This is a genomic window from Exiguobacterium sp. s143, assembly GCF_018618895.1.
Taxonomy (GTDB): domain Bacteria; phylum Bacillota; class Bacilli; order Exiguobacteriales; family Exiguobacteriaceae; genus Exiguobacterium_A; species Exiguobacterium_A abrahamii.
This window is the reverse complement of sequence record NZ_JACSMX010000001.1, coordinates 1,238,765-1,253,829: the sequence shown is the minus strand read 5'-3', so window position 1 is coordinate 1,253,829 and position 15,065 is coordinate 1,238,765. Positions and strand designations below refer to the sequence as shown.

Annotated in this window: 14 protein-coding genes; 8 read left to right on the top strand and 6 right to left on the bottom strand. The window is 48.7% G+C overall.

The window, feature by feature from the left end:
- Nucleotides 1-24: 24 nt before the first annotated feature.
- Together KNQ03_RS06680 and secA2 are read right to left on the bottom strand one after the other, a co-directional pair.
- On the bottom strand, nt 25-786 hold the full coding sequence (locus tag KNQ03_RS06680; RefSeq protein ID WP_214723956.1) for an SLAP domain-containing protein: 762 nt from the start codon (nt 784-786) through the stop codon (nt 25-27).
- Nucleotides 770-3,133: an accessory Sec system translocase SecA2 gene (secA2, locus tag KNQ03_RS06675; RefSeq protein ID WP_133207723.1), complete on the bottom strand. Its 2,364-nt coding sequence runs from the start codon at nt 3,131-3,133 to the stop codon at nt 770-772. The genes KNQ03_RS06680 and secA2 overlap by 17 nt, the downstream gene beginning before the upstream one ends.
- Before the next feature lie 279 nt (nt 3,134-3,412).
- Between secA2 and pgmB the strand changes: the two genes are divergently transcribed.
- On the top strand, nt 3,413-4,084 hold the full coding sequence (gene pgmB / locus KNQ03_RS06670) for a beta-phosphoglucomutase (RefSeq protein ID WP_029342546.1): 672 nt from the start codon (nt 3,413-3,415) through the stop codon (nt 4,082-4,084).
- 93 nt (nt 4,085-4,177) lie between these two features.
- Here the strand turns inward: pgmB and KNQ03_RS06665 are convergent, their stop codons facing one another.
- Complete coding sequence (locus KNQ03_RS06665) at nt 4,178-5,662, bottom strand: N-acetylmuramoyl-L-alanine amidase family protein (RefSeq protein ID WP_069940945.1); 1,485 nt, start codon at nt 5,660-5,662, stop codon at nt 4,178-4,180.
- 293 nt (nt 5,663-5,955) lie between these two features.
- Here KNQ03_RS06665 and KNQ03_RS06660 point away from each other — a divergent pair, with 293 nt between their 5' ends.
- The 4 genes from KNQ03_RS06660 (at nt 5,956) to chrA (ending at nt 9,830) form a co-directional block, all read left to right on the top strand.
- The gene (locus tag KNQ03_RS06660) at nt 5,956-6,357 is read left to right on the top strand and encodes a Rok-like winged helix domain-containing protein (protein WP_029342544.1); all 402 of its coding nucleotides are present in this window, start codon (nt 5,956-5,958) and stop codon (nt 6,355-6,357) included.
- Between the two features lie 59 nt (nt 6,358-6,416).
- Nucleotides 6,417-7,460 carry a glycosyltransferase family 4 protein gene (locus KNQ03_RS06655; protein ID WP_029342543.1) on the top strand — a complete coding sequence of 348 codons (1,044 nt, stop codon included), beginning with the start codon at nt 6,417-6,419 and terminating at the stop codon, nt 7,458-7,460.
- A 62-nt stretch (nt 7,461-7,522) separates the two neighbouring features.
- Entirely contained in the window at nt 7,523-8,626 is a 1,104-nt protein-coding gene (locus KNQ03_RS06650; protein ID WP_214723954.1) for a DUF418 domain-containing protein, read from the top strand.
- Nucleotides 8,627-8,678: 52 nt separating this feature from the next.
- On the top strand, nt 8,679-9,830 hold the full coding sequence (gene chrA / locus KNQ03_RS06645; RefSeq protein ID WP_214723952.1) for a chromate efflux transporter: 1,152 nt from the start codon (nt 8,679-8,681) through the stop codon (nt 9,828-9,830).
- 54 nt (nt 9,831-9,884) lie between these two features.
- On the opposite strand, the gene KNQ03_RS06640 is transcribed toward chrA, so the two are convergent.
- The 3 genes from KNQ03_RS06640 to KNQ03_RS06630 form a co-directional block, all read right to left on the bottom strand.
- Nucleotides 9,885-10,301 carry a GNAT family N-acetyltransferase gene (locus KNQ03_RS06640; RefSeq protein ID WP_214723950.1) on the bottom strand — a complete coding sequence of 139 codons (417 nt, stop codon included), beginning with the start codon at nt 10,299-10,301 and terminating at the stop codon, nt 9,885-9,887.
- The gene (locus tag KNQ03_RS06635; protein WP_353049752.1) at nt 10,276-11,241 is read right to left on the bottom strand and encodes an LCP family protein; all 966 of its coding nucleotides are present in this window, start codon (nt 11,239-11,241) and stop codon (nt 10,276-10,278) included. The genes KNQ03_RS06640 and KNQ03_RS06635 overlap by 26 nt, the downstream gene beginning before the upstream one ends.
- 135 nt (nt 11,242-11,376) lie before the next feature.
- Complete coding sequence (locus tag KNQ03_RS06630; protein ID WP_050678738.1) at nt 11,377-12,018, bottom strand: YigZ family protein; 642 nt, start codon at nt 12,016-12,018, stop codon at nt 11,377-11,379.
- A 110-nt stretch (nt 12,019-12,128) separates the two neighbouring features.
- Here KNQ03_RS06630 and KNQ03_RS06625 point away from each other — a divergent pair, with 110 nt between their 5' ends.
- The 3 genes from KNQ03_RS06625 (at nt 12,129) to KNQ03_RS06615 (ending at nt 14,961) form a co-directional block, all read left to right on the top strand.
- Nucleotides 12,129-13,289 (top strand): sensor histidine kinase, encoded by a 1,161-nt coding sequence (locus KNQ03_RS06625; RefSeq protein ID WP_230088503.1) that lies wholly within the window; start codon nt 12,129-12,131, stop codon nt 13,287-13,289.
- A complete protein-coding gene (locus KNQ03_RS06620) occupies nt 13,286-13,978 on the top strand; it encodes a response regulator (RefSeq protein WP_029342537.1) in 693 nt (230 codons plus the stop codon). The genes KNQ03_RS06625 and KNQ03_RS06620 overlap by 4 nt, the downstream gene beginning before the upstream one ends.
- A 134-nt stretch (nt 13,979-14,112) precedes the next feature.
- Complete coding sequence (locus KNQ03_RS06615) at nt 14,113-14,961, top strand: DegV family protein (protein WP_214723946.1); 849 nt, start codon at nt 14,113-14,115, stop codon at nt 14,959-14,961.
- Nucleotides 14,962-15,065: the final 104 nt, after the last annotated feature.

Sequence of the window (15,065 nt, the reverse complement as noted above, 5' to 3'; positions counted from 1 at the left end):
CATCTTGTGTGCCGAGACGTTTTTTTAGGAAGAGGGAGGAAGATAACGGAGACCGAATGCAGGAACATCTGTTGCGGTGCAGGCGAAACGGAGACGAATCGCATGTTGGCTATGAGCGGGTAAAGACAATCCAGGATGGATGACGTCTGCGAGTGGCGTCTCGTCATTCATCAATTCGAACGCCAGCGCCTCGAGCATCAGTGTCTGATCGCTGGCATTACGGACGAGGACGGTCGCGGTCACAGTATCCGGCTCGCGCATGATCGAGACCGGTAAGAGAGACCAGCCATCTGCTAGGGGTGCCGGGTGCGAATAAGCGACTTGACGGATGATGCGTCGTTCCGATTCCGTGAAGTCATCGTCGATGAACAGCTCGGTCAGCGTCTCATTTGAGAAGACGAGCTGCAATGGCTCCGTCAACTGCTCGAGGTCGACGAAACATTCGTCTTCTTCAAACGTCAACCAGAGCGGCAACGTCGCCATCGGAAGTATGACAGGAACTTCTTCGATACTGAGGACTTTCCGAGCGACGAGTTCGTCACCGGAGAGCGCAAGGACGACGAGATCATTCAGATGGAACGACCGAGACAACGTATTTTGGAACAAGGCGATGACATGAAGCGGACGACGCGATAAGACTTGAAACAGATGGATCGCCATCTGATTGATCTGTAACTCAGGTAGTTGTTTCGCGACGTGACGAAAGACGTATTCATCTTCCTTGACGATCGGCATGTCCTCCGTGAAATAGAGCGGGGGACGGAACACTTCATTCGACGTGTGCATGATGCAGTTCTCCTTCGCTATCGTATGTCTGTTCGGCGCGGCAGATGCCAGAAAGGACCTGCTTTTCGAAACTCGCAATGGCATATTCGAAGTAATCCATGCCTTCCCGCTCAAAGATGCGGACTGGTTGCTCTTGTCCGTAACTCCGGAGGTGGATTCCTTCTTTTAAGCTGTTCATGGCTGTTAAGTGGCGCGTCCATTGCTCATCCAGTGCAAGGAGGATGAAGCGTTTGACGGTCTCTTTTTCAGCCGCAACATGGGCAACGAGTAAGGCTTCAGTGTCAGCAATCAGCGGCTCAAGTTGGCGTTTCATCTCGTCGATTGTTTCCAGTCGTTCCAACGTGACCGGTTGATGCAACAGTTGCTCGAGTTCCGTCGTGACGAGAGCCAGCGGCCATTCTTCCGGGACGAGATCGTCAGAAAGCGTTTGGTCGATGATCGACGGCAAGACACGTCCGGCAAACGGTTGGACGATGTTTTCGAGTGACGTCGCATCAACGATTCTGTTGCGGAGATGATAGATTGCTTGCCGTTGTTCGCTGATGACTTCTTCGAGCTGGACGAGTTCATCTCGAACACTCCGATTGACGGATTCACACGTCGACTGAGCGAACTGCAATAGATCCCGAACGTCACGTGAAGCCAATGGACCGGAAGCATCCCGTACTTTTTGTTGCACGCGTGCGAGACGGTCGCGCGCGAAACGACGAGGCAGTTCATCTTCGAGTGAGAGATAAAATTGCGTCAATCCGGGATCGCCTTGGCGACCTGCCCGACCACGGAGTTGGTTATCGATCCGGATCGATTCATGGCGTTCCGTTCCGATGACGAACAAACCGCCTTGTTGTTGTGCCGTTTCATCAAGTAAGATATCCGTTCCGCGACCAGCCATGTTCGTGGCGATCGTGATTCGACCGGCTTGTCCGGCTGAAGCGATGATCCGGACTTCCTGATCGACGGTTTTTGCATTCAGGATCTCGTAGGTAAGTCCGTGTGCATCGAGTGTCTTCGCGACGCGCAAGGACTGTTCAATCGATGAAGTACCGATCAGAACCGGTCGTCCCGTGACGTGTGCCGATTTCGTCGCCAGCGCGATCGCTTCTAATTTTTCGTCACGCGTCGCAAAGATGACGTCCTCCGCATCGATCCGGATTTTCGGTCGATTCGATGGAATCGTCACGACATCCATCCCGTACGTCTTTTGAAACTCCTCCCGTGACGTCGCCGCTGTACCCGTCATTCCTGCCACCTGATGATAAAGACGGAAATAATGCTGAATCGTGATTTGTGCCGTCGTCCGGTTCTCTTCCGTGACGGGAACACCTTCTTTTGCTTCAAGTGCCTGATGTAACCCGTCAGATAGACTGCGCCCTTCCATCAGACGACCCGTGAAGAGGTCGACGAGCGCGATTTTTTGATCTTTGACGATATAGTCGACATCTCGCTTGAGGACGACATGGGCACGTAAGGCTTGAATGACGTAATGGAAAAGGACGGAGTGCTCAGCAGCGAACAGATGATCAATCGCAAACGCCTCCTCGATCGTCTCGATCCCATGGTCAGTCAAGGCGACTGCTTTAATCTCTTCGTCGAACGTATAATCCCGCTCGTCTTCGAATGTTTGGACGACATGACGGACGAGTTGCTGTAACCCTTCGTGGACACTGTCTCGTTCCGCCATGATGAGTGGCGTTTTCGCTTCATCGATTAAAATGCTATCGACTTCGTCGATCAAGGCGAAATGAAGCGGACGTTGCAGACGTTCCGTCGGCTCCATGATCAGATGATCGCGCAGGTAATCGAACCCGAATTCAGTTCCGACACCGTATGTAATGTCTGCTGCGTAGGCGATCCGTTTTTCCTCAAACGTAGCTTCAGCGGAATTGATTCCGACCTGCAACCCTAAAAATCGGTGAATCTGACCGATTTGCTCCGCATCGCGTTGTGCCAGATACTCATTGACGGTAATGACGTGGACACCTTTTCCGTGAAGCGCCTGAGTGAAGCTCGCGAGTGAAGCAACGAGCGTCTTTCCTTCACCGGTCGCCATCTGGGCGATTTGTCCTTCAAGTAACGCCAGACCGCCCATGAGCTGCACATCGTAATGCCGTAAGCCGAGCGTTCGTTTACTCGCTTCTCGGACAAGGGCGAATGCCATTGGTGTGATTGCATCGATTCGTTCCCCGGCTTGTAGCCGCTCACGTAATGAGGCGGTCAATTCACGTAACGCTTGATCGGATGTTTGTTCCATTTCTCGTTCTAGGCTATTGATCGTCGTTACGATTTTTTCATAACGATGAATTCTTCGACTTTGATCATTCAACAACTGTTTAACACGTTGAAACATCTTCGTCACTCCCTCATATGCTATGAGATTCATTATAGCAGTTAAAAAATGTAAAACGAATAGTAAAGAACGAAATAAGTAAAACATTCCCTTAAAATTGAAAGCGTTATCAAAATTAACGTGTTTCGTGCTTAAAAATAGAAAATCAGAAATATTTGATAACGCTTGCAAAGATTCAGAAGAACCAGTAAAATTATTCATAAGGCAAGTGCAATCGTTTGCGCAAAGTCATTCGATTTCTTGCCTTTCATGGACGATGGAAGAAAGGATGGATGTCGGATGGCACCAACGATCGAAGCGGTCATTTTTGATTTAGACGGCGTAATTACCGATACAGCAGAGTATCATTACTTAGCGTGGAAACAACTTGGAGAGGATTTGGATATCCCGTTCGACCGGGAATTCAATGAGACATTAAAAGGTGTCAGCCGGATGGATTCACTCGAGCGTATCCTTGCGCTTGGTGGGAAACAGAACGCTTTTTCGGAGGAAGAGAAGCTAGCACTTGCTGCGAAGAAAAACGAACACTATGTCACATTGATCCAACATATTTCTGAACAGGATCTTCTTCCTGGAATCACTGCATTCCTCGATGAAATCCGAAACGCTGGGCTGAAGATCGGAATGGCGTCCGCCTCTAAAAATGCGCTGATGGTCGTCGAGGCACTAAAGGTCCGACACTATTTCGATGACATCGTAGACGCTGCGACCGTTGCACAATCGAAACCACACCCTGAAGTGTTTCTCCGTGCTGCAGAAGCACTCGACGTCGAACCGAGCCGTTGCATCGGTGTAGAAGATGCGACAGCTGGCATTACTGCCATCCACGCTGCCGGCATGTATGCCGTCGGAGTTGGACCGGAGTCGGCGCTCCATGAGGCAGACTATCGTGTCGATTCGACAGATTTGCTATCCCTTGAGCAAATCCTCGCTAGTCGCTCCCTTGTCTGAACCATTCCCTGATGGTGAAGGACATTCCTTGAAAGTTATGTGTATGCAAAAAGGATCGCTTCCCTGAGCGATCCTTTTTGATATGGCGTTGATTTAAAGTGAGGCGAGAATGCCGTCTGCGATTGCTTGAGCGTAACGTGACTGATACGATGCGTTCGTCAGTTTCGCCCGATCCGCGCTGTTCGAGAGGAAACCGAGTTCCGCTAGAATCGACGGTGCTTTCGTACCACGAATGACAGCGTAGTTCGCATAGTGGACGCTTCGGTCGCGCATGCCCGCGTAGGAGACGAGGCGTTGTTGGACGTTACGAGCGAGGTTGATCGAAGAGGCGCCTTTATAGTAGAAGGTCTCTGCTCCGTATGCTTGCGTACTCGTTGAAGCATTGATGTGGACACTGACGAAAGCAGTCGTTGCATGACTGTTCGCAAGGGCACTCCGCTCTCCAAGTGACGGATAGTAGTCGTTCGTATAGCGTGACATCGTCACATCGACTTTTCCGGCAAGACGCTCGGCAACTTGTTTCGTGACAGCAAGGACGATGTCGCGTTCAGTAACGCCGTAACGAACTGCACCTGCGTCGTGTCCGCCGTGACCCGGATCAAGAACGAGAAGTGGGCGATTCGATGGTGCCGGTTGGAACAACGTCAGATACGTCGCATCGACATAACCGCTTTGACCACTTGCCGTCCGGACGGCGACGAAGCCTTTCGTTTGATGACGCGAATTCGTGACGACGACAGGAGTACCGCGTCCAAGACGAGCGATTTGACCACTGAGCGTCGACGCGCTCGCACGAAGCGCGACACTATTGCCTGACGGGATCAACACATACATCTTTGAACCACTATAATCGACGTTTCCAGTCGTCGAGGCAGGAACGGAAGTCCCTTTCTTCAGGTACGTTCCCATGACATACCCCGTTTTCCCTTGGTACTGGACCGTGTGCCAATTCGATTTAACGGCGAGGGAATTGACGGCAGTTCCACTTGGAATCGTCGTCAGGACTTTTCCGGATGTCGAAGGAGACGAACGGAAATTCAAGCGATCCGTCGTCGTATAGACCGTCGTTTTGGCTGGTGTAGTCACTTTCTTTAAATACGAACCAGAAACATAACCGGTCTTATTTGCATAGGTCACTTTGTACCAATTCCCGCTTTTGAAACTTGATTGTACACCGGCGCCTTTAGGAATCGTCAGTAATCGAGTGGAAGATGTCGTTGCCGCACTACGTAAGGACAGCGCATCCGTCGTCTTATAAGACGTCTTCGAAAAAGAAGTGCCACTCTCGATTTTTTTCAGATAAGATCCGGTCACATATCCCGTCTTTCCTTTATATGACAACTTATACCAAGAGCCTTTTCGATAGCTCGACGTGACTTTCGTCGTCTTCGGGATCGTCAGTAACTTTTTAGAAGACGTCGAGTTCGAACTGCGTAGATTCAAGGCATCTGTCGTCTGATACGAAGTTTTCGTAAAGGTTGTACCAGAAGCAGCCGATACAGTAGAAGTAGAGGCGAAGCAACCGGATACCAACGAAAGTACTAGCGCGGTCCGAAGTGTTTTAGGTAATTTGCCCATTAAATTTCCAGTCTCCTTTTCGGTAAAATAAGAAAGATATATATTGAATTAGTAGAACTTAAGTATTATTAAAATAGTTAAATATCGAAATTATATGTTCCGTTTTCATTCCTTTCTGTTAATATGAGGTGTAGCCAATTTATCGGTAAGGATATGAAAATATTACAGGATAATTAAATAATTAAAGAAATTATATATTATCAAGACAAATTATAGTTTAAAATATTTCAAAATACATACAAATGAAACACGATTGAAACATTAATGTATAAAAAAGGAAAGAGGGGCAAGGAATGGGTAACAGTGAACACATCTACCGCGAACTAATGGAAATCGAAGAGGAATACCGTCGTTTACAGCGGCGTGCCGAGTATTTGATCTCGGAATTAAGCCGTGGAACGGGAGAACATTCGCAAGAAGTCGCCGTCACGCATGAGCGTCCGTTAAAACAACGTCGCGTCAACCAACGGTACCCGCTAGAAGTCTACGTGCACCAAATCAGCGATTTAATGCGCGAGCGTGAATCGATGACAGCACGTGACATCCAAATGGAGCTTGAATTGCGTTACCGTCACCAAATTAGTAACATCTACCAATTGATGGCGAAAGTCGAACAGGCAAACCCTGCCATTAAAAAAGTCGGGCGCGGTATCTATACATATGATCCAGCTGCTGAAGTACCGATCTTCATGTAAGAGCCGCTCGTCGGCTCTTTTTTTTTATGATATAATTCGCGCAGGAGCGTGATGTTACTATGTTATGGACTGCGTCCATCGTCTGTTTTATCGCCGCCTTACTGATCACACCCGTCGTGAAACGCTTTGCGATTGCAGTCGGTGCCGTTGACAGTCCAGACGCGCGAAAAGTACACGTCCGAATCATGCCGCGACTTGGCGGATTAGCGATCTATATCGCCTTCATGATCGGTTATTTTATCTTACAACCTTCGAGTCCGTACGCGACGCACATTTTAGTCGGTGGGTTCGTTATTATTTTGACCGGTGCACTGGATGATCGATTCCAACTTAATGCCCGTTTGAAGCTGATGGGGCAAATCGTTGCTGCCGTCATCGTCCTAAACGGTGGGATCCGGATCGAGTTCATCAATCTACCGTTCGACCAGCAGTTATATCTCGGATGGTGGAGTGTTCCGCTGACGTTCCTTTGGGTCATCGGGATCACGAATGCCGTCAACTTAATTGATGGATTAGACGGACTAGCAGCGGGTGTCTCGAGTATCGTCTTGTTGACATTGATCAGTCTTGCCGTCATTCAAGGAAACGTCTACGTGACGATCGTCGCGATTCTCTTATTGATGAGTACGTTCGGTTTTCTGTTTCATAACTTCTACCCAGCGAAGATTTTCATGGGTGATACCGGTGCCTTGTTCCTCGGCTATATGCTCGGTGTGTTATCACTCCTTGGATTCAAGAACGTGACGTTGTTCTCGCTTGCCGTTCCGGTCATTTTGCTTGGGATCCCGATTTCCGACACGTTGTTTGCGATCGTTCGACGGGTATTGCAAGGAAAACCACCATTTGCGCCGGATAAGGCCCATCTGCATCACCGATTGCTTGATCTCGGCTTTACGATGCGCCAAGCCGTGCTCGTTATCTATGGACTCTGCGCCATCTTCGGGATGACGGCGATTTTATTCTCGCAGACGAATTCGATCGGTGCCCTCGTCTCACTCGTCATGTTATTGCTCGTTCTTGACATTCTCGTCGAGTCGCTCGGTTTGCTTGGCGAACGTTATCGACCATTGTTGAATTTGTTGGAACGTTTTACATCGAAATAACGTATATCAAAAAAGACCGCTCATCCGTGTGAGCGGTCTTTTTTCAGAAAGGGAGTGTTGGAATGAATCAATCATTGAATCAACGCATCGTCTATTTGGATGTGTTGCGTGGTTTTGCATTATGCGGGATTTTATTCGTCAACATGCCGAGTTTTCTCGGTGATCGACCGAATGCGATGATGGGGGAGATGGATCAATCGATTCGTCTCATTTTCGATCTCTTCATCCAGACGAAATTCTATACCCTGTTTAGTGTTCTTTTTGGAGCCGGTTTTTATCTGTTCATCGATCGGTTGCGACAACGTGGTCTACCGATGACGATCTTCGCAAGGCGGCTCGGAATTCTGCTCATCATTGGTCTTTTGCACCTGCTCGTCTGGCAGGGAGATATCTTACATACGTATGCGTTGACGGGCTTCATTTTGTTATTGTTCGCCAAAACAAAGCCGGTCACGAAATTCTTGTTTGCGATAGCATTTCAAATCTATGCCATTCTGCTCTATCTACTTATTTTCTTTGGGGCTCGTCAATTTGGCGACGCTCCCGTCGTCGAGCTGGATAAGACACTTCAGTCGTTCGTCGCATCACGCGATCTTCTCGGATTTTTATCGCATCACGCGACAGTTCAATTACCGGAAGCCCTCATGAATTCCGGTGTCATTTGGCCAGAAATTCTATCCCTGTTCTTGATCGGAGCCTATTTGATGGAACGCTTCAGCGCAGCGCCCCCGACGAATCGTTTCCTGTGGTGGACGCTCGGGATTAGTTTACTACTGACACTTCCATCGTTCGCTGGAATCATACAAGCACATGCTGACGTACCAGACGGATCAATCAATCTATTTTACGTCTGGCTCTCAGGACGCACGCTTGCGATCACCTATGCTTGTGCCGTTGCGTTACTCGTTCGTGCTGGGCGCATGCAATGGTTTGCTGGACTGGGACGGATGGCATTGACGAATTATTTGATGCATACAGTCGTCTTTACCGTGTTCGTCTTCTTCAGTGGACAACATGGAACGGCACCGTTATGGCAAGGACTGTTACTCGTTTTCCTACTTTTGATCGCACAAGGTATTGCTTCAAACAGATATCTCCAGTCTCATCCACAAGGTCCCATGGAGAAATTGTGGCGAAAAGGGACTTATGGAAAGAAAAACCGTTGAAGTTCACAGGAACTTAACATATTTTGTGTAGAATGAAGGATGGAGGTGAAACATGCATCGTTTAATTGAAATCTTTCTTGTATCATTTAAGCTCGGATTGACATCATTCGGCGGTCCGGTCGCCCATCTCGGATATTTTTATGAGGAATATGTCAAACGGAAAAAATGGATTGATGAGAAAGCCTATGCTGACTTAGTTGCACTCTGTCAATTCCTACCGGGTCCCGCTTCGAGTCAGGTCGGAATGGGAATCGGTCTGATCCGTGGAGGTGTAGCAGGGGCGATCATTTCCTTCGTCGGCTTTACGTTGCCATCGAGTATCGCTTTGATTCTATTCGCGATTCTTGCGACACAATTCGATGTCGCGGAAGCCGGATTCATTCATGGCTTGAAACTCGTCGCTGTCGCAATCGTTGCTGACGCCGTCCTTGGCATGGGAATGAAACTTGCGACAGGCGTCAAACGGATGACGTTGATGCTCCTAGCGCTAGCAGGCGTACTCTTGATTGCACATCCACTGGCGCAAGTCGGTGTCTTGTTGCTCGCAGGTCTTCTTGCGTTCTTCTGGTTCAAAGAAGAGACGGAGACGGGTGGATCCTTGTCGATTCGCGTACCACGCCTACTTAGCATCTCAGCACTCGTCTTATTCTTCGTCTTACTTGCCGTCACACCGTTTCTCGCGCAATCTGCGACGGGAACCGTCCAACTGACGAGTATCATGTACAGTGCTGGTGCCCTTGTCTTTGGTGGCGGACATGTCGTCTTGCCATTCCTTGAGCAGACACTCGTACCTGGGCTGATGAACACGGATACGTTCCTTGCTGGTTACGCTGCTGCACAAGCGGTACCGGGACCACTCTTTACGTTCGCGACGTATCTCGGTACGATCGTCTCTGGTGTATCCGGCGGTCTTCTTGCGACGCTCGCCATCTTTCTGCCAGGATTCCTACTCGTCATCGGTGTTTTACCGTACTGGGATCGTATTCGCAAGAATCAAGCAGTCGGACGCATGTTGATCGGCGTCAATGCTGCCGTCGTTGGTATCTTGCTTGCCGCTCTTTATGATCCAATCTTTACGTCAAGCATCAAGAGTGGTCTTGATTTCTTGATTGCCTTCGGTTTGTTCTGTTTACTTCGTTTTTATAAACAGTCGCCGTTACGAATCGTGTTAATCGGAGCCGCTCTCGGATTTCTTTTCTTCTAAACAACAAAGAAGCAGTAGACCCGGTGTCTACTGCTTCTTTGTTGTTCCTAAAAGTCAGGTGCGTGTTAAAAAGACAAGTTCGATCCCGCTACGCCACTCGCGCCGGACTTCTGAAAAGCCGAAACGAGTATAGAGCGAAAGCGCTGGCAGATTACGTGCACCGGTCATGACGTGTCTTGTGTGATGTCGCTCCATCACGTGATGCAGCAAAGATTGTGCGATTCCTTGACGGAAGTATGGCGGATCCACGACGAGTCGAGTGATCGTCCCGTCATTAATCGTAACAGCACCAACAATGTCGTCATCAATGACGTAAACGAAACCGATCGGCGCTTCAACGTCGATCTCATCGATCGTTTCGCGTAAGGGCGGGAAATCAGTCGCATTGAGTAATGCGGCTTCTATCTGATAAGCGCGACGTTGTACTTCCAGTAGTGACGCATGATCAGTTGCTTGGAGTGAACGAATCATCTGCAGCCTCCGACGTGATGCTGTCTGTCGTCTCATCAATTGGCAAATTGAGTTGTTCCTTCAATGTCGTCTTCGCGTCAGCCAATGAAGTTTGATCAAGCTGGTAGTAATAGACCCCGTTAATTTTCGTGTCCGTTCCTTTAAGATCGATCCGGTTGATGGAACCGATTTTTTTGATGAACGGTTGCAGTTGGAACGCTTCCGTCAACGACATGTTCGTCCGGAAATTGTCTCCCGTCGCGTCCATCAGGGTATTTAGCTTGGTGATTGAACCGAACGATGTCGACTGATCAACGATGGCTTCGACGATCTGTTGTTGACGTTTTGTCCGACCAATATCTCCTTCAGGATCTTGATAACGCATTCGGGCATAGGCGAGTGCTTCCTCGCCGTTCAACGTCTGTTGACCCGGTTCCAATTTAACGCCATTGCGCTTATCGGATGAGTCGAGTGTATCGATCGGTAACTTGACATCGACATCGATGCCGCCTAATGCGTCGACGATCGCGACGACACCATTGAAGTTGATCGATGCATAATAATCGATTGGAATATCGAGCAACGTCTCGACCGTTTCAATCGTTGAATCGATGCCACCAAAGGCATAAGAGTGATTGATTTTATCCTCGTAACCGACAGAAGGGATCTCGACGAGTGAATCACGGGGAATGCTGACCATATCAACGGTTTGATCGTCCTTGTTGAATGTCGCGACAATCATTGTATCAGCACGGGATGAGGTGTCGCCAGGTCGTTCATCCGTCCCGACGAGCAGAACGGAAAAGTGATCTTTCGTCAAATCAATGGCTGCTTCTCGTTTCTCGGACTTGTCACCGCGCGCTAAATCGACATTCGCATCGTTTGCAGTCTGGAACGTCTTATACGCGACGTAAGCGAAGGTCGCACCTCCACCGACGAGCACGACCAGAAAACTGATCACGAACACCTTGAACCACGAACGTTTTTTCTTTATCTTTTTTTTATTACTGCGGGTTCGCTCTTCCACCTTTATTAACTCCTAACTTTAACTGAATTTTTAAAAAACTTTAAAATTCTTTACAATCAGTATAGCAGGTCAGGAAATAATGTCACGTTCGAGGTAACGAGTAGAGCCGCTTGACAAATTGGCTTGACCGTTCGTCATGTTTGTCATCCAGTCGAGAAAATCGGGGACATCGGCTGTCTTGACGAGGACGTCGATCTGGACTTGATCGAGGTAATGGATCTGATCAATCGGATGAACACTCGCTCGTAATTCGTTCTCAAGCTTTCCGAGCCATGTGTAGTCGACATTGACAGAAACGACGGTATGCTCGATTCGTTCGACGACACCGACTGCGTTCAATGCTTCAGAGACACTCGAACCATATGCGCGAATCAATCCACCACCACCGAGCTTGATGCCGCCGAAATACCGTGTCACGACGACGACCGTATCGCGTAAGTCACGCTTCTTCAAGACTTCGAGCATCGGAACACCAGCTGTTCCGCTTGGTTCACCGTCATCATTCGCTTTTTGAATCTCATTACGCTCACCGATGACGTAGGCGGAGCAGTTATGGTTCGCATCGTGATGTTTTTTTTTCAGCTCGGAAATGAACGCCTGGGCTTGTTCTTCCGTCGTTGCGCGAGCTAAATAAGTGATGAATCGAGACTTTTGAATAATGATTTCGTGGAAACCGTTTTCTTTTACTGTATAATAATTAGATAATGTCATAATCAAAATGTCCTCCTCGTTAACTAGTTCTTTCTAGCATAACGACGTTCCAAGAGAGAGACAACCGTAGACGACTGGAAAGGAATGGAGGGAGTACCATGACGAATGAGATGAGGGAGCGGCTATCCTTGAATGATATCGTACAGAACATCATCGGCGTCGTAGAAGAGAGTCGGGAAGAAATCGTCCGGATCACGGAAAGTTCTCGCGAACAATATGCCGAAATCCAGCAAGAACTGCGCGACCTGAAAATTCGGGTGCACGACTATATAAAAGAAGCAGAACGACTCGAACGCCATATCAAGGATGCAAAGGCGCGACTCGTCGTCGTCAGTAAGAACTTCGACAGCTACTCGGAACAGGATGTCCGGTCGGCCTACGAGACAGCGAACGCGTTACAACTCGAATCGTTCATCAATCAACGAGATGAGATGAATTGCCGAAAGCGCCGCGATGAGCTCGAACGCCGACTGATTCAGCTCGATGAGACGATTGAACGGGCAGATCAATTGATTGGACGTGTCTCGGTCGTCCTCAACTTCTTGACGGACGATATGCAGATGATGAATGAAAAATATGAAAAGGCGATGCAAAAACAGGAGATGGGTCTAAAAGTCTTCCAGTCCGCCGAAAATGAACGCCGCCGCTTGTCGCGCGACATGCACGATGGTCCGGCGCAGACGCTTGCCCACGTTTTGATCCGGGCTGATTTGATTGAAAAGATTCACCAGCATAATGGGGCAGAGGCAGCTTTTGAAGAGATTCACCGTTTACGGACGTTGATTCGGGATGGACTTGCCGATATCCGCCGTATCATATACGATTTACGTCCGATGACGCTTGACGATCTCGGATTCGTTCCGACGCTCGAACGCTATCTTCGACATATTCAAGAAATTTCGAATATTCCGGTTCACTTCAATTATCTAGGAGGCGGTGAACGGATCGATTCGACGTATGAAGTTGCTGTCTTCCGAATCGTCCAAGAAGCCGTCCAAAATGCAGTTAAGCATTCCAAAGCGAGTGACATTCGTATTATCATAGAACAATATCAACATTCCGTACGAATCCACGTGAAGGATAATGGCGTTGGATTTGATTTCGATTCCATCGTCGCATCATGCGACGAGTCATTCGGACTCGTTGGTATGCGTGAACGGATCGAATTGATCGATGGTGAATTCGATATCGAGACGCAGCCCGGAAAAGGTACGGTCATCAAGGTCAAGATTCCAATCGAGGAATCCGAAGCGAGAGGGGAAACACTGTGAACAACGAGCAAGTGAAAGTAGTCATCGTCGACGATCATCAGTTATTCCGCGAAGGCGTTAAACGAATTCTTGATTTCGAAGAAGAATTCGTCGTCGTAGCGGAAGGGGAAAGCGGAGCAGAAGTCATCTCGCTCGTCGAAACCCATCAACCGGATATCGTCTTAATGGATATCAACATGCCGCAAGTCAACGGTGTTGAAGCAACAAAACGTCTGATGGAAGTCTATCCGGACGTACGTGTCATTATCTTATCGATTCATGATGATGAGACGTATGTCATGCACGCCCTAGGTGCCGGTGCAGTCGGTTACCTCTTAAAGGAAATGGCAACGGACGAACTCGTCAATGCGATTCGTTCCGTGTACCGCGAAGGTGGATATGTCCACCCGAAAGTCACACCGAACTTATTGCAGGAATACCGTCGTTTGATGAAGATGAAACAAACGATGGCGTCACAACCTGTTGAAAAACGAGTCGCGGAAGCACCACTCCACGTCTTGACGCGTCGCGAATGTGAAGTCTTGCAATTGTTAGCGGACGGTTTCTCGAACCGTGCGATCAGTGATACGTTATACATCAGTGAAAAGACGGTCAAGAACCACGTTTCATCGATCCTCCGGAAGATGAATGTGCCGGACCGGACCGGTGCTGTCGTCGAATCCATCCGTCGTGGATGGGTCGTCGTTTAATATCTCGAAAGACAGGAGCTCCCGCTTCCGTCTTTCTTTTTTTATCCAATAAAAAATGCTACACTTAAAAGCGATTGTGGCGTGTCACATTTGGCAGCGTCACGACGGAACTATAAAAGCGAGGAAATTCACGGATGAGCCAGATTGTGATCTTAACGGATAGCACAGCCTATCTGCCAACTACCTATTGTGAAGAACATCAAGTGCACGTCGCACCACTTAGTGTCATCTTCGACGGTGACGCCTACCGGGAAGGGTTCGATATCTCGGTAGCGGAATTTTATGAACGCATCCAGACAGGTAGTCTCCCAACGACCTCACAACCGAACATCGGTGATCTCGTGTCGTTGTTCGAGCAGTTGCCAGAAGGAACGGATATCATTGGTATTACACTATCAAGTGGGATCAGCGGAACGTACCAAGCGTTACATACGATCAACATGATGGTGGATCATGTCAACGTCCATCCAGTCGATTCACGTATTTCCTGTATGCCGCAAGCGTTTCTCGTCCAAGAAGCCGTTCGTTTGCGAGATGCAGGAGCGACGGCAGAGACGATCGTCCAGCGTCTTGAGACGTTAAAGGAAAAGATTCGTGCTTATTTCGTCGTCGACGATCTCGAACACCTCCAGCGTGGAGGACGTTTAAGTGTCGCGCAAGCATTCGTCGGCTCGTTCCTGAAAATCAAGCCGGTCCTTCATTTCGTTGATGGAAAAATCGTTCCGTTTGAAAAGATTCGAACGTTTAAGCGGGCAGTCAATCGGATTGAGGAAATGATGAAGGAAGATATTCGCGGTGACGGTACCGGTTATGTCATCGGTGTCATCCATGCCGAGGATTCTGCGAAAGCAGAGGCAGAGATTGCTGAACTGAAGGCACTTTTCCCGCAGGCACGCATCGAGATGAGTGTTTTTGGACCCGTCATCGGTACACACCTCGGACCAGGGGCAATCGGTGTCACATGGTATCACGCAGCAGAATAAGATAAGAGCGGAAGCAGTAGGGATTCTCTTCATGAGGATACCTGCTGCTTTTGTTTTGTCAAAATCCTCAAAAATCATGGATGACTATATGGAAACGCCTGTTG

Coding starts and splice junctions, on each gene's coding strand:
- KNQ03_RS06650 (WP_214723954.1), top strand. CDS start 7,523: ATGAATCAATCATTGAATCAACGCATCGTCTATTTGGATGTGTTGCGT.
- KNQ03_RS06660 (WP_029342544.1), top strand. CDS start 5,956: ATGGGTAACAGTGAACACATCTACCGCGAACTAATGGAAATCGAAGAG.
- KNQ03_RS06640 (WP_214723950.1), bottom strand. CDS start 10,301: ATGATTCGTTCACTCCAAGCAACTGATCATGCGTCACTACTGGAAGTA.
- pgmB (WP_029342546.1), top strand. CDS start 3,413: ATGGCACCAACGATCGAAGCGGTCATTTTTGATTTAGACGGCGTAATT.
- KNQ03_RS06625 (WP_230088503.1), top strand. CDS start 12,129: ATGAGGGAGCGGCTATCCTTGAATGATATCGTACAGAACATCATCGGC.
- secA2 (WP_133207723.1), bottom strand. CDS start 3,133: ATGTTTCAACGTGTTAAACAGTTGTTGAATGATCAAAGTCGAAGAATT.
- chrA (WP_214723952.1), top strand. CDS start 8,679: ATGCATCGTTTAATTGAAATCTTTCTTGTATCATTTAAGCTCGGATTG.
- KNQ03_RS06655 (WP_029342543.1), top strand. CDS start 6,417: ATGTTATGGACTGCGTCCATCGTCTGTTTTATCGCCGCCTTACTGATC.
- KNQ03_RS06615 (WP_214723946.1), top strand. CDS start 14,113: ATGAGCCAGATTGTGATCTTAACGGATAGCACAGCCTATCTGCCAACT.
- KNQ03_RS06665 (WP_069940945.1), bottom strand. CDS start 5,662: ATGGGCAAATTACCTAAAACACTTCGGACCGCGCTAGTACTTTCGTTG.
- KNQ03_RS06680 (WP_214723956.1), bottom strand. CDS start 786: ATGCACACGTCGAATGAAGTGTTCCGTCCCCCGCTCTATTTCACGGAG.
- KNQ03_RS06630 (WP_050678738.1), bottom strand. CDS start 12,018: ATGACATTATCTAATTATTATACAGTAAAAGAAAACGGTTTCCACGAA.